This window comes from Arcicella rosea (genome assembly GCF_040543805.1).
GTDB classification, from domain to species: Bacteria; Bacteroidota; Bacteroidia; order Cytophagales; family Spirosomataceae; genus Arcicella; species Arcicella rosea.
Genome location: NZ_JBEUMS010000001.1, coordinates 252,868 through 267,581, shown reverse-complemented (window position 1 = coordinate 267,581; position 14,714 = coordinate 252,868). Strand labels below are relative to the sequence as shown.

The window sequence follows — 14,714 nt, the reverse complement described above, 5'->3', positions numbered from 1 at the left end:
GAGGTTTGTTTAGAAAGAAAACAATTTTCGATGATTAAAATTATAAAAATCTCAAAAACTATTATTTATTTCCTTTCAATTCGGTAACCATTTCTGTAACTTTTTCGCTAAGTTCTACTTTATAGTTTTGCAATTTAGTAGCAATTTCCTGATTTTCAATACCCAACATTTGAATTGCCAATATTCCCGCATTTTTAGCACCATTCAATGCAACTGTGGCTACTGGCACGCCTGAAGGCATTTGTAAAATTGAAAGTACTGAATCCCATCCATCAATCGAGTTAGAAGATTTTACAGGTACTCCAATTACTGGAAGTGTTGTGATAGAAGCAACCATACCCGGTAAATGTGCTGCTCCGCCTGCACCAGCAATAATTACTTTTACACCTCTTTCACGAGCAGATGTTGCATATTCAACCATTTTCAAAGGTGTTCTATGAGCCGACACGATGTCTATTTCATACGCTACGCCAAATTGTTTACAAACGTCGGCAGCTTCTTGCATGACTTTGATGTCTGAAATACTGCCCATGATGATTCCTACCATTATCTACTAACTAATTAAATTGCGTTAAATGAATACAAATTTAGGGCTAAAAATCGAAAAAGCCTCTATTTCAAATTGACTAGAGGCTTTTAAAACATATAATAAGCTTATATACTAAACATTTTCAGAAGGTTCGTCTGTTGATGGCTCCGTTGGTGTTTCATCAAGAAGAGTTGCTGTTGGTTCATCTTCTTTGCGTTTACCAGTGATAAAACGCCAGATAGCTGAAGCACCTGCACCAATTGCTACAATACCCAATTTCCCAAACTTGAGCAAGGGCGCAAAAAACTTAGCTAAAAGTCCTAAAAAGCCTAATTTCGCTAATACTTTTCCAGCTACTAAACCACCAATACCTACAGCGGCTACAACATCTACACTTGGGTCGAAGTCTTTGTATTTATTGCCATCAGTAAATTCTACAATATTTAAAACTTTACTAATGTCTTTATTGACCGTCGGGAGTTGATTCATTCCCGCTACAGCATTTAATATTAAAACACCTTTTCTCCCTAAAATTCTAACATTATAATTAAGCGTATTGTCTGGACTATCGCCAAATTTAATTTCTTTCGCCCAATGTAATATTTTATGTTCTTTGTCATAAAATGGTTTGGCAGCCCAACCAACAAGCTTTATATTATCATAACCTGCTTTTTTACGTTCTTCATTGTCTGTTTCTATTTCTTCTTGCATGTCAGCGAGGAGGTCATCATAATCAATTTCATCTGCATCGTCATCTTTTACAAAGCCCATTTCGTCCCATTGAATAATGAATAAATAGCTAGACGCATCAGTTACTTTAGCATTTTCAGGCAAAATCATTCCAAGTACTTCTTGTGGTGGATTTCCCCAAATATCTGTTACTACAAAACTAGCTTGTTCGGCATTTAAGAATTTGAAACCTGTTGGGATGTTGATTTTGGCAATGGAGTTTTTTAGAACAATGGTGCCATGTTCAAATTTCATGGCATGGTCAACTGAATCTAAATAAGCAATTTGAGCCTTCATGGCTAATTCTTCGTCTTTCTCTTTCTGTGCAGAAACTACATTAATACAAGAGAGAATAAGTACGAGTAGAGCTACTGTTTTTTTCATGTTTGGTTGGTTTTATGTGTAAAACTTAAAAATATAATTAATTATTGAAATCTAAAAAATAATTTATTAAACGGTTTTTGTCGAAGCTAATGAGCATTGAATTTTTACAGATAATCAAAGAAATTAAGATGAATATCAGTCTATTATCAGTGGAAATGCAAAAATCCCCAAAATCAACGCTAAGATGATTTTGGGGATTTTATAAACAGTTTGAATCATATCAAACAGTTAAATTAAAGTATCTTCTCTAAAATTTAAGCTATTACTTTTAACTTTTCTTTTACGATGTTTACTTTCTCTTTTAGTGAATCTAAGTTTTCATCAACTACCGTTACATGTCCCATTTTGCGGAATGGTTTGGTAATTTTTTTACCGTATAAAAATGGATAAACACCTGCTATTGCCAAAGCTTCGTCCATACCAACATATTTTGCTTCGCCACTATAGCCATCTTCACCCAATAAATTCACCATTGCTGCTTTTGAATGTGCTATAGTATCACCCAACGGCAAACCTAAAACGGCTCTAAGATGTTGTTCGAATTGTGAAGTATGATTAGCTCTGATAGTATGATGCCCACTATTGTGTGTGCGTGGTGCTACTTCATTGATAAGTATTTTGCCCTCTTTCGTCAAGAACATTTCTACTGCTAAAAGTCCAACGATACCGAGTTTCTCTGCTGTTTCAATCGCAATTTGCTTGGCTTCTTCATGAATACTTTCATTAACAGCCGCTGGTGCAAATAAATATTCAACCAAATTATATACAGGATGAAATACACATTCTACCGTCGGGAAGGTTTTGATTTCTCCATGTTCATTTCTAGCAACGATTACTGCAATTTCTTTATCGAAATCAATCGCTTTTTCTAGTAAACTTGGTTCGGTAAAAGCTAAAGGCAAATCAATTTCTGAGCTTAATTTTTGTACTCCTCTGCCATCGTAACCACCTTTTCCTAATTTGTTGAAAGCAGGTAAGAAATCAAGATTTTTACTGATGTCTTCTACAGAATCGGTCAAGATAAAATCAGAAGTAGGAAGATTATTATCTAAGTAAAACTGTTTTTGAATACGTTTATCTTGAATGATTTCTAATACTTCTGGTTGAGGAAATACTTTTTTCCCTTCTGAACGAAGTTTCTTTAAAGCTTCTAAATTAACGTTTTCAATTTCGATAGTAATTACTTCACAATCTTGTCCGAATTGATAAACAGTATCATAATCAAGAAAAGAACCCACTACAAATTCTGGTGCAATTTTAGCACAAGGCGCATCTGGGTCTGGGTCAAGCGCTTTTACATGAATATCTAAATCGATAGCAGCTTGGAGTAACATTCTTCCTAATTGTCCGCCACCTAATAAGCCTAATTTGAAATTTTTAGAAAACATTTTTTATCGGGGTAAATGATTGGAGCTATAAGATTCTTTGACTTTAGGGTTTTGCTATTGTAAGACATCAAGATTAATTCAAAATGCCGTTATGGTTAGCCCTAGATTTCAATATTGGTCAAAAGTATTTACTCCTTAAAGACTCTTCTATTTTAAATTTTCATCAAAATTACGTTGAAATCTGTAAACCTTAGTAAATTTGTATATCCTAAATAAATTAGAATAGAAATTTAGGAAGAAATATTCATGAAAAATTCAATAAACCTTCGTTTTGGAGTGTTGGTTGCTATCATTTTGGTTGCTACTGCCTTTCGTTTTTTAGCGGTGATTGCACCAACTTTATCCAACTTTTCACCTGTAGGAACAATCGCATTGTTCGGAGGGGCATATTTTACAAAAAAGCAATGGGCTTTTATTGTGCCATTCGCTGCCTTGTGGTTATCTAATTTGGTGTTGAACAATGTTTTTTATAAGCAGTGGTATCCTACTTTTTCATTTGGTTTCGAGCCATCAGTATTTATCTGCTTCGCTTTAGTGGTATTAATTGGCATTGTTATTTTAAAGAAAGTAACGATAGAAAGTTTACTTACAGCCAATGTGTTGGGTACTATTGTATTCTTTGTAGTATCAAACTTTTTGGTTTGGACAGGTGGTAAAATGTATCCACAAACTTTTGAAGGTTTAGTATCATGCTATACAATGGCTTTGCCTTTCTTGCAAAACACTTTGGTGAGTAATTTACTTTTCTCAGCAATCATGTTTGGTGCTTTTGAATACGCAAAATCAACTTCTAAAGTTTTACAATTGCAATAAGAGATTTCAGAAATCAATTATATCAGAAATAGTGTAGGCAAACCCTGCACTATTTTTTTTTGTGTCTATTGCTGTAATTATTGATAACTGACTAGTATTCAATTATATAGATATTTATTTGTTATATGTCAATGTTTTTTTATTATTGATGAATCTCTATTCTTCTATGGCTAGAAAACATATTTTTCACCCTTGAAAAACTTATTTTTAGGGTAGAAAAATATATTTTCACCCCTGAAAAACTATTTAATAAGGTAGAAAAATATATTTTCACCCTTGAAAAATTATTTAGTAAGGTAGAAAAATATATTTTCACCCTTGAAAAATTATTTAGTAAGGTAGAAAAAAACATTTTCACCCTTGAAAAACTATTTAGTAAGGAAGAAAAATATATTTTCACCCTTGAAAAACTTCTTCATTCGTCAGAAATGATTTCATAATTACTCATTATAAATAGGGGATAGGCATTTTTAAAAGTAGTGTATGGATAAAAAAATAACAGATGACTTGAATCAAATTCATGTCATCTGTTAAAATGTTATTTATAAGCTACTGCTGGTTTATCAACAGAATGGTTGACTATGCTTCAATATCAACAATCGCAGCGATATGTTTCCAGAACGAAGGATACGATTTCACCACTACATCTGGTTCTTCAATCGTAATGTCTGAAACCAAAGCTAAAGGAGCAAAAGCCATTGCCATGCGGTGGTCATCGTAAGTATGAATGGCAGTATCTGCTTTAATCGCTTCTCCGCTTGCAGTTAACAAATATTTATGGTTTTTTTCTGTTTCGACTAAACTTCCACCAATTTTGGCTAGTTCAGTTTGTAAAGCATAGATACGGTCGGTTTCTTTTACTTTTAAAGATTCCACGCCTGTTAATGTAAGTGGAATATTTTTAGCCGTCGCCACAACGCAAACCGTTTGAGCTAAGTCTGGACAATTGGTAAAATCCCAAGCCAAAGAAGTTTCCGCAGGGATTTTCGTCAATTTAAAGCCACGACCAGTATATTCAGATTTCACTCCTAAGTGACTCATGATGTCAGTAATCACAGAATCGCCTTGTAATGAATTTTCTTTTAAGCCTAATAATTCTAATTCAGCATCTTCAAATTCAGAAAGCGCTACCATCGAAAACCAATAGCTCGCTCCCGACCAATCTGATTCAATGGCATAAGGAATTACTTGATATTGCTGTGCAGGCACAGTAATCGTCATATTTTCCCAGTCAGGAGTAACCGTAATACCAAAACTCTTCATTTGTTGAATCGTCATTTCGATATATGGTTTAGAGCCTAAATCACCAGTAATGGTTAAAATCAGTCCTTCAGGCAATAAAGGTGCAATCATTAAGATAGCAGAAATGTATTGCGAAGAAACATCACCTCTGATAGATAAATTTTTATTTCCAGAGAAATTAAAACCATTCAATTTCAAAGGCGGATAACCTTCTTTATTGATGTAGTCAATATCAGCACCCAAAGAACGAAGTGCATCTACCAAAATACCAATCGGACGCTCGCACATTCTTGGAGTACCCGTCATTGTTTTTTGCTGACCCGTTACCGAGAAATAAGCAGTCAAGAAACGCATGGTAGTTCCAGCATCAATCACATCGGCGATGGCATCATCAGAAGCCAACAAACGCATCATCGTTTGAGTATCACGAGCTTCAGCAAGGTTCGATAAATTATCTTTTCCCTTTGCCAAGGCATTGATAATCAAAGCACGATTAGATTCTGATTTAGAAGAAGGCAATGGTATTTCCGTTTGGAAAGATTTCTGTACTTTGGGAAGGAATAGCTTTTTCAATGTGTGATTTCGGATTTATTTTCGGGAAAAAACACTCCCGATATACTTCTCTGATTAGTTTTTGGGATTTAAAGAATACAAAGATAAGGGAAAAGCTTGAAAATAGACTTAATAACAGGGCTTTACAGCTTACAAAAAGGAGGAATAAAATGAGGAGATGGTTTTAGAAGAGTTTTTCAAAACTTGCTGGACTTATGATAGTAGCAGTTTGAAAGGGATTAAGTTCTAATAAATCTTTATCCCCTGTTACTAAATAATCAGCTTTAGAAAACTCGATTAAATCTAATAAAAAATTATCTTTTGGATCTCTATTAATAAAGTGAACAGGTTGGATTTCTATTTTTATCGCAATGGTTTCTAAAAGGTTAATTAATTCATCAACACTTTATTTAGGGAAGTACTTTTTTAATTTTTCTCTGCTAGTAACTTCTTTAATCTCAACTAACAGTTGATGAGTTGTTATAATTGTGATTTGTCCATTAGAGATATGGTTTTTTATGAATGACAAACGTTTGCCAATTAGAAAGCTAATCCAAACATTAGTGTCAAAAATGACTTTAATGCTTTTTGTTTTCATATAATTGTTGTCTTACAATTTCAACTTCTTCAGTTATCGTATCTAAACTTAGTTCTTTGGTTTGAAATGTTTTAAGCAATTCAGATAATTTATTCTCAATACCTTCCTTTTCTAATTCTTTACTTAATTTGATTTTTTCTTGTTGAGGAAGTTGTTTTACCAGAGCAAATACTTGTTCGTAGCTAATATCTATTTGTAATGCAGTTTTCATGATTTTAATTCAAATTAAAGTTTAACAATCTTTACAAAAGTTCATCATTTTCAACAATACTTTCCCTAAACCGTTCCTGATACATTTCAAGTAACTGTTCTAATTGCCATGCAGTAATATCTAATTGTTGAATAGGAATTTCTTGAATTCTTCCATTATTGGTAAAAACCAAGGTTTCGGAATAATGATTTCCCTTCACTTCTGGACGAATCTGTAATCCATGAACAAATGCCCAAGAAACAAAAGGTTGTCCAACCACTTGTATGCCATCCTGACTAATAATGAGTTTAGCCTTCACCTTGATTTTTTCTAAATACTGATAAATCAAAAAAATGCTAGTAAATAAACAAATAGCGCTTGATATGTATTCTGTTCTAATCAAGAAATAGATAACATATAAAAACGTCCCTAAACCGCCCAAGAGTAATAAATGTTGGTCGGAGGGACGAGTATTAATGATTGAAATATGAGGAATATTATTGTTGTCTGACATTTTAATTCAAGCTTGGGTCGCTTGGATAATTAGCTAATACTTTGAACGAGCCACCCATTTCTTTAAGAATTGTTCTCCAAAAATTTTCTGGAGGCGTATCAAAAATAACATCAGAAGTTGTACTTGAAACTATCCAAGAATCTTTTTTGAGTTCATTATCAAGTTGGTCTTCTTCCCAACCCGAATAGCCAATAAAGCAACGAATATCTTTAGGCGATAATACTCCATTATTAAGGAGGCTTTTTACTTGTTGGAAATTTCCACCCCAAGTAACACCATCCATCAAGGTGATTCCCCCGTCGATAATATCAGGACGGCGATGCACATAGTGCAAAGTATTATGCTGAACGGGGCCACCGACATAAAGTGGCACGTCAGGATAAATATTTTCTTCCAATACATCATCCAGATTTAGATTGGAAGTTTGGTTCAGAATCAATCCAAAAGAGCCTTGGTTCGTCTCGTGTTCACAAATAAGTACAACACTTCGATTGAAATTCGGATCCTTAAGAAAAGGTTCGGAAATGAGTATAGAGCCCTTTGTGATGTTTTTCATGGTAGGTATTTAAAGGATTATTGGTGAATTAAGCGATATTTATAAATCTTTGCAAGAATATACACTAAGAAAAGCGATTCTGTCTGTAATAATATAGATTATATGCTATGGAGCTTTTAAAGAAGTTTAACTAAAAATACAATGCAAAAGCTAAATCTCCAAACGACTTACTTACTTTTAGGGTCAAATTTGGGAAACAGAGCCGAAATTCTGGAAAATGCCATTCAATTAATAGCCATTAAGATTGGATTGATTACCAAACGTTCAAAATTCTATGAAACTGCACCTTGGGGTGTGGAAAACCAACCTAATTATTTAAACTTAGCCCTTGCTGTTGAAACAACATTAAGTTCAAAAGAATTGTTGCTACAAGCACAAATGATTGAAGAAATGTTGGGGAGAGTGCGTATCGAAAAATGGGGAGCAAGGCTAATTGATATTGATATTATTTTTCATGGAAATCAAATAATCGCAGAAAATACACTTACTCTTCCACATCCTTTAATGCAAGACAGAAACTTTGTATTAGTGCCATTAGAAGAAATTGCAGCAGATTTTATACATCCAGTACTTCACAAAAGTATTCAAGAGTTATATGATGCTTGTCCAGATGTTGGCGAAGTAAAACCTTATTTAATTCCCACAGAATAAGGAAGAAGTAAAGTGAAAAAAGTAGAATTATCAGAACAATGTGCATTGATACTTCCTCCATGAAGTTTCACAATTCGGTTTACTAAAGATAAACCCACACCATAACCTTTGATACTCGCCGTATTTTGGCTTCTGTAAAAAGGTTCGAAAACTAAGGCGATTTCTTTTTGTGCCATTGCACCTTTGTTTTCAAATTGTACTTCAATTTGTTTTTCCAAGAAACGAATACTTACTTTCACCGTATGGTTTTCAGAGAATTTACAGCCATTTTCCATCAAGTTTACAAAAGCTGTTTTCAATAATTGTGCATTGCCTTGAATCACCAATTCTGAATCTTCATCGATTTCACTGGTAAAGTTTACTTGTACTTGATAATCCTTTTCGGCTTGCAAAAGTAAATCACCAGCTTCCCAGATAATTTCATCGAGGCGAACTTCATCGTACATCAAACTATGGTTCAAATCACTTACTTTGGCTAATTCTAACAAAGTATTTGAAAGCTGACCAAGTTCACGAATATCTTGTCTGACAGACTGCAATGTTGCCAAGTATTGTTCTTCACTTCTGCTTTTCAATAAAGTAACATCTATTTGCGAACCGATTTTCATCAAAGGGTTTTTCATTTCATGAGAAACATTCGAAACAAATAGATTTTGCAAACGAAATACTTCTCCGATTCTTTCTAAAAGTTCGTTGAAAGTAGCGGTAAGTTGCCCAATTTCGTCTTTAGGATTTTGGATGGTAAGCCGTTGATTAACGTTTTGTGGATAAATGGTTTTTACTTGTTTGATTACTTCAGAAATAGGCGACAAAGCACGAACAGAAAAATACCAACCCGTTACAGCCACGACAGCAATCACAATAAAAAACAAACCAAACATGGTGTTTTGAAGATTTTTTAAATCTCGTTCCCCTGATAAATCTACTGCGCCAGCAATGGTTACAACTCGATTGAAACGGTCACGATAAAGGATTCCCACAATTTTAAAATCTCCTTGTGTAAACCTTGAAACTCGTTCTTTTCTAACTTGGTTAAGCATTTCCGAAGAAATCTTAAACCCACTCGTATCATTACTTGAATATACTTTTAGGTTTTCGTAATCGTAAATAATAAGGTTTTCACGATAAAGAACATCCTTGTTCGTTTGGTTGATTTTCTTGAGTAATTTATAATTTACTTCGTTGATAGTAACCAATAATTTGGCAGAAGTCGAAGCTTTTTGTGTAAGACGATTATAAAATTCTTCTTTGACGTAATTATAACGCAAACCATAAATAACAATAAAAATTGTCAAAACAATTACAGACACCAGAAGTGTAAATTGTAAAGTAAGTTTTGCCCGAATTTGCATGATTTATAGAATCGTTTTTTGATTTAACTTGAATTACTCTTCAACCTTCAAAACGTAGCCAACGCCGTATTGGGTATGAATCAATTTAGTATCATAATTTTTATCAACTTTCTTACGAAGCATCGTCATAAAAACTTCGATGACGTTAGTGCCCATTTCAAAACGACTATCCCATACTTTTTCGGCAATATCAGCTTTTGAAATTACTTTACCTTGATTGCGCAAAAGATATTCTAAAAGAGCGAATTCACGAGCAGTTAAATCAATCTTATTGCCTCCTCTGGTTACTAAGTGTGCATCCAGATTCATTTCAAGATTACTATAGCTCAGAATATTACTATTGTTTGGAAGAGGAATTAGGTTTCTTTTACTCAATACTTTAATACGAGCCAACAATTCCAAGAAATCAAAAGGTTTTACCAAGTAATCATCTGCACCAGCATCAAAACCCATCAGTTTTTCTTGGATACTTCCCATAGCAGTAAGCATCAAAATTGGCGTAGTAACACCTTCTTCACGCAATTGTTTACAAAGTTCAAGTCCATTGATACCTGGCATGATGATGTCGGTAACGATGATTTGATATTGATTTTTTCGAGCAAGATGTTTACCAATGACGCCGTCATAAGCAATATCAACTTCAAAACCATTTTCCTCCAATCCTTGTCGAAGCGATTGAAGTGTTTTAGGTTCGTCTTCTATCAGTAATATTTTCATGAGATTTGGCGAATGAATTTAGGTTCAAAGATAAAATAAAAAACTCCGCAAGATACTGTATTTCTTGCGGAGCTATTGCTAAATAAATATTTCTTATAAATTCTCAGAAACTTTCGATTTGTCCATCGTTGCCATTGTTCCAAAAACATAATCCCAAATTGGTGAAGAAACACCAAAAACAGCATTTCCATCTTTATAATGATGCACAGCGTGGTTAATCCACAATTGCTTCATGAAATTCTTTGGTGGCGCATAAGCATGAACAGAATAATGTACTAATAAGTAAGCTGCATAGCCCCAAATAAAACCGGGGAAAAAGGCATAAGCAGCTTCGCCCATCAATACAAAAAAGACTGAAAACAAAGTGACAGCCACAATTACAGCGACAATCGGAGGCATTGCTAAACGAGTTTTATCTTTTGGATATTCGTGATGTACCCCGTGAGCGATGTATTGGAATTTTGCTCTTGCTTCAGTGGTTGGTTCGATATGATACACACTTCTATGAACCCAATATTCAATAAAAGTAAATGTAATTGCACCAACTATAAATAGCATACCGATTGCCCAGTTGGCTAATTCGGTATGAGTAAAAGCATAATATCCAAGCACAAAACCTGCAACGAAAAACATACTAACAGGAATGGCAATGTGTGTGTGTGATAGTTTCTCTAAAATTGGATTATCGAATAATTGTTTAGAGCCACTATTTTTAGGTCTTATTTTTGTGTTTTTCGCTTCCATAATACTATTTCAGATAAGTAGGAGAGTTAGCGTATAAATTGTACTAATTTTATATAAAGAGCTTAATACCTATCAATTTGTTGAATTATAACGACAAAGATACTGAAGATTTATTTACAATAAAATACCGTTTGTCATGTTATTTGATGATAATTTGTTTATGTGATTAATAGTCAGTTCGCTAAGTTTGATTGTTTTTAGGAGATTTAGCTTTGATGATTAACCTTAATGACTGATCGTAAGTAATATAATTCCACAACCAGTTGATAAATATTAACACTTTGTTTTTTACACCCACAATAGCAATAAGGTGAACAAACATCCAAGTAAGCCAAGCAAAGAATCCTTGAAAATGCCAAAATGGTAAATCCACTACAGCTTTGTTTCTACCAATAGTTGCCATAGAGCCCAAATCTTTATAGCAGAAATCTTCAACAGGGTTTCCTTTTAGCATGTTTTTTAAATTACTAGCTAATAAATTCCCTTGTTGAATAGCGGGTTGTGCTACTTGTGGATGACCATTCGGAAATTTATCTTCTGTCATATAAGCCACATCGCCTACAGCAAAGATATTTTCGTATCCTTCTACAAGGTTTTGTCTGTTTACTTTTAAGCGCCCGCCACGAACCAAGATTTCTGGTTTTATTCCTTCTATCACATTGGCTTTAACACCAGCAGCCCATACTAAATTATTGGTTCTAATGGTTGTGCCATTGTTAAAATAAACATGCTTTCCATCAAAATCTGTTACTCTGGTATTTAGATGAACTATTACGCCTAATTGCTCTAAATATTCTTTTGATTTAATTTGCGCATTTAGCGACATTGGCCCTAATAATTCTCCACCAGATTCTATGATGTGAACCTGCATTAAATCAAAATCTAGTTCTGGATAATCTTTAGGCAAAACCATTCTTTTCATTTCTGCCAAAGTACCAGATACTTCTACACCAGTTGGGCCACCGCCAACTACCACTACATTCATCAAACCAATTTTATCTTCTTCTTGGTCGGCAAGTAAGGCTTTTTCAAAATTTTCTAGTATTCTATTTCTAAGTCCAAGTGCTTCACCGACAGATTTCATCGGAAGAGCATTGTCTTCAATATTTTTATTGCCAAAAAAATTGGTGTCAGCTCCAATTGCAATTACTAGATAATCGAAAGAGAGTTCACCAATATTGGTTTCAATAAGATTTTGTTCAGTAATAATTTTTGTGACAGTCGCCACCCTTACATACACATTTTCATAGTGATGAAAAGCCAATCGAAGCGGAAAAGAAATCGCTGAAGGTTCTAGTCCTGCGGTAGCTACTTGGTAGAATAGTGGCTGAAATTGATGATAATTATTTTTATCAATCAAAACAACTTCAAAGTCAGCACTTCCTGCTAATTCTTGAGCAAGTTTCAAGCCTCCAAAACCAGCACCAATAATGACAACTCTTTTACGATTACTTACTTGTATGTTTAGGGGCATATTATTATTAATTTAAACTATCGACTGCACAAGGTTGTGGTGGAAATTTCCAACTTTTGGCAGTTACTTCTTCATAATAACGTTCGTAAAGGGGTAAAATATTAGCGATGTCAAATTCTTTAGCTCTTTCATGTGCATTATGTTTGAAACGAGCGAGTACTTCATCATCTTCTAAAATTGAAATGGCATTTTTTGCCATGTCGTCGGTATCGCCAATTTTAGAAACATAACCCGTTACGCCATGCACATTTACTTCTGGCAATCCACCAGCGTCCGAAGAAATAATTGGTACTTCACAAGCCATTGCTTCTAAAGCTGCCAAACCGAAACTTTCTTTTTCGGAAGTCAGCAAAAACAAATCTGCCAAAGAAAGTACTTCTTCTATCACATCAAGTTTACCTAAAAATCTTACATCTTGCTGAACGCCCAATTCTCTGCAAAGCATTTCTATTGAAGTACGTTCCGGTCCATCGCCAACCAAGAGTAACTTTGAAGGAATTTTTTGATTTACTTTATGAAAAACATGGACAACATCTTCAATTCTTTTTACTTTTCTAAAGTTAGAAGTGTGCATCAATAGTTTTTCGCCATTAGGGCAGATTGCTATTTTGAAATGATCTTTACGAAGTTTTTTGAACCGTTCTAAATCAATGAAATTTGGAATTACTTCTATTTTACTTACAATTTCAAATTCATCATAAGTATCGTTTTTCAGACTTTCTGACACTGCCGTAACGCCGTCAGATTCGTTAATCGAGAAAGTAACGACTGGTTCAAAAGATGGGTCTTTGCCAACTAAAGTAATGTCTGTTCCATGCAACGTAGTAATAAATGGAATATGAATACCTTTTGATTTTAGAATTTGCTTTGCTAAATAAGCCGCAGAAGCATGAGGAATGGCATAATGAACATGTAATAAATCAAGCCTTTCGTTGATAACTACATCAACAATTTTACTTGCCAAAGCCGACTCGTAAGGTAAGTATTGGAAAAGTGGATAGCTAGAAACACTTACTTCATGATAATAGATATTTTCGTTAAAAAAGTCTAACCTTGAAGGTTGTGAATAGGTGATAAAATGTACTTCATGACCTGCTTTTGCAAGTGCCTTACCTAATTCTGTGGCTACAACACCACTACCTCCGTAAGTAGGATAACAAACAATTCCGATTTTCATTAATCTAATATTGAAGCGGTTCGCCGCACGTTGTGGATATGTAAAGTTAAGTCTTAGCGAATAGACTTATCAAAAGTCTAACACACAAAAACAAAAAAAAATCTCTTCTAATCACTAAAAAAGTTTTTTAAGGGATGAAAATGGAATAAATTTGGTTGTTATAGCGCATAACAATCTTCTAATATGATGTTGAGAACCCCTCGGAAAGTTACATACCTACAAGTACTTACAGGTTTTACCCGACTAATTCGTTGGCAAAATTTAGCAATTATCGTATTTACGCAATATTTTACAAGATATTTTTTGATTAGAGATAAACCACTTTCTTTCAGCCATATCCTTGATATTTTATTAGAAAAAAACTTATTCTTAATTGTTTTAGCGACCGTTTTGGTGGCTGCCTCTGGTTATATCATCAATGATTATTATGATATAAAAATTGATTTAGTGAATAAACCCGAACGAGTAGTAATTGGGCGATATATTAAAAGAAGATGGGCTTTATTGATTCATCAAATTTTTAATGCTTCTGGAATTTTATTGGGTTTATTGGTAGATAGAAAAACAGCTTTTGTGAATTTATGTGCCGTTTTTTGTTTGTGGCTTTATGCCAATAAATTAAAAAGATTGGCTTTCTGGGGAAATTTGATGGTGGCTATTTTAACGGGTTTTTCTTTGTTGGTTTTAGCCGTTTATTATCCTGGTCATCAGCGAGAAGTGTGGGTTTATGCTACTTTTTCATTTTTCATTACTTTGATTCGAGAAATTATTAAAGATATGGAAGATGTAAAAGGCGATGAACGTCATGGTTGTAGAACTCTTCCAATTATCTGGGGAATTGCCAGAACCAAAAATCTTGTTTATGGATTAATCGCCATTTTTATCAGTATTTTATTCATTCTGGCAAGTCAATTACCGAATGAAAGAATTGCTTATATTTTTCTATTAATGATGTTTCCCGTTGGTTTTCTGACTTATAAATTAGTCTATGCCGACAAACCGAATGATTTTGCTTTTCTGAGTAATGCCTGTAAAATTATTATGCTAATAGGAGTTTTAACAATGATAGCCGTTTGATTGTAATGATATAGTTTCCATAAAAAA

At 33.9% G+C, this 14,714-nt stretch carries 15 protein-coding genes and 1 pseudogene; 3 read left to right on the top strand and 13 right to left on the bottom strand.

The window, feature by feature from the left end; genetic code table 11:
• Positions 1–61: 61 nt before the first annotated feature.
• The 3 genes from purE to ABID42_RS01170 form a co-directional block, all read right to left on the bottom strand.
• Positions 62–547, bottom strand: a complete 486-nt coding sequence (purE, locus tag ABID42_RS01180; RefSeq protein WP_367282114.1) for a 5-(carboxyamino)imidazole ribonucleotide mutase — start codon at positions 545–547, stop codon at positions 62–64.
• Between the two features lie 114 nt (positions 548–661).
• Entirely contained in the window at positions 662–1,642 is a 981-nt protein-coding gene (locus ABID42_RS01175; protein WP_367282113.1) for a DUF2167 domain-containing protein, read from the bottom strand.
• A gap of 254 nt (positions 1,643–1,896) precedes the next feature.
• A complete protein-coding gene (locus ABID42_RS01170) occupies positions 1,897–3,030 on the bottom strand; it encodes a 5-(carboxyamino)imidazole ribonucleotide synthase (protein ID WP_367282112.1) in 1,134 nt (377 codons plus the stop codon).
• Between the two features lie 246 nt (positions 3,031–3,276).
• Between ABID42_RS01170 and ABID42_RS01165 the strand changes: the two genes are divergently transcribed.
• Entirely contained in the window at positions 3,277–3,843 is a 567-nt protein-coding gene (locus ABID42_RS01165) for a DUF6580 family putative transport protein (protein ID WP_367282111.1), read from the top strand.
• A 579-nt stretch (positions 3,844–4,422) separates the two neighbouring features.
• On the opposite strand, the gene ABID42_RS01160 is transcribed toward ABID42_RS01165, so the two are convergent.
• The 5 genes and pseudogenes from ABID42_RS01160 to ABID42_RS01140 all read right to left on the bottom strand — a co-directional run bounded on the left by ABID42_RS01160 (position 4,423) and on the right by ABID42_RS01140 (position 7,495).
• The gene (locus ABID42_RS01160) at positions 4,423–5,658 is read right to left on the bottom strand and encodes a 3-phosphoshikimate 1-carboxyvinyltransferase (RefSeq protein ID WP_367282110.1); all 1,236 of its coding nucleotides are present in this window, start codon (positions 5,656–5,658) and stop codon (positions 4,423–4,425) included.
• A gap of 163 nt (positions 5,659–5,821) precedes the next feature.
• Positions 5,822–6,235 (bottom strand): annotated as a pseudogene (locus ABID42_RS01155) (putative toxin-antitoxin system toxin component, PIN family).
• Positions 6,216–6,446 carry a type II toxin-antitoxin system VapB15 family antitoxin gene (gene vap15 / locus ABID42_RS01150; protein WP_367282109.1) on the bottom strand — a complete coding sequence of 77 codons (231 nt, stop codon included), beginning with the start codon at positions 6,444–6,446 and terminating at the stop codon, positions 6,216–6,218. Before vap15 ends, ABID42_RS01155 begins: the two are co-directional and overlap by 20 nt.
• Positions 6,447–6,477: 31 nt before the next feature.
• A complete protein-coding gene (locus ABID42_RS01145; RefSeq protein ID WP_367282108.1) occupies positions 6,478–6,939 on the bottom strand; it encodes a hypothetical protein in 462 nt (153 codons plus the stop codon).
• Position 6,940: 1 nt separating this feature from the next.
• Complete coding sequence (locus ABID42_RS01140) at positions 6,941–7,495, bottom strand: YqgE/AlgH family protein (protein WP_323256976.1); 555 nt, start codon at positions 7,493–7,495, stop codon at positions 6,941–6,943.
• 141 nt (positions 7,496–7,636) lie between these two features.
• Between ABID42_RS01140 and folK the strand changes: the two genes are divergently transcribed.
• A complete protein-coding gene (gene folK, locus ABID42_RS01135; RefSeq protein WP_367282107.1) occupies positions 7,637–8,146 on the top strand; it encodes a 2-amino-4-hydroxy-6-hydroxymethyldihydropteridine diphosphokinase in 510 nt (169 codons plus the stop codon).
• Here the strand turns inward: folK and ABID42_RS01130 are convergent.
• From ABID42_RS01130 to bshA, 5 genes are all read right to left on the bottom strand, one after another.
• Positions 8,125–9,498 carry a HAMP domain-containing sensor histidine kinase gene (locus ABID42_RS01130; RefSeq protein ID WP_323256972.1) on the bottom strand — a complete coding sequence of 458 codons (1,374 nt, stop codon included), beginning with the start codon at positions 9,496–9,498 and terminating at the stop codon, positions 8,125–8,127. The genes folK and ABID42_RS01130 overlap by 22 nt on opposite strands.
• A 33-nt stretch (positions 9,499–9,531) precedes the next feature.
• Entirely contained in the window at positions 9,532–10,215 is a 684-nt protein-coding gene (locus tag ABID42_RS01125) for a response regulator (RefSeq protein WP_323256970.1), read from the bottom strand.
• Positions 10,216–10,308: 93 nt separating this feature from the next.
• Positions 10,309–10,959: a sterol desaturase family protein gene (locus tag ABID42_RS01120; RefSeq protein ID WP_367282106.1), complete on the bottom strand. Its 651-nt coding sequence runs from the start codon at positions 10,957–10,959 to the stop codon at positions 10,309–10,311.
• Positions 10,960–11,140: 181 nt separating this feature from the next.
• On the bottom strand, positions 11,141–12,433 hold the full coding sequence (locus ABID42_RS01115) for an NAD(P)/FAD-dependent oxidoreductase (RefSeq protein WP_367282105.1): 1,293 nt from the start codon (positions 12,431–12,433) through the stop codon (positions 11,141–11,143).
• 7 nt (positions 12,434–12,440) lie between these two features.
• Complete coding sequence (gene bshA, locus ABID42_RS01110; protein WP_323256964.1) at positions 12,441–13,610, bottom strand: N-acetyl-alpha-D-glucosaminyl L-malate synthase BshA; 1,170 nt, start codon at positions 13,608–13,610, stop codon at positions 12,441–12,443.
• A 183-nt stretch (positions 13,611–13,793) separates the two neighbouring features.
• On the opposite strand from bshA, the gene ABID42_RS01105 reads away from it, so the two are divergent.
• Positions 13,794–14,687 (top strand): geranylgeranylglycerol-phosphate geranylgeranyltransferase, encoded by an 894-nt coding sequence (locus ABID42_RS01105; RefSeq protein ID WP_367282104.1) that lies wholly within the window; start codon positions 13,794–13,796, stop codon positions 14,685–14,687.
• The last annotated feature ends 27 nt before the right edge of the window (positions 14,688–14,714 follow it).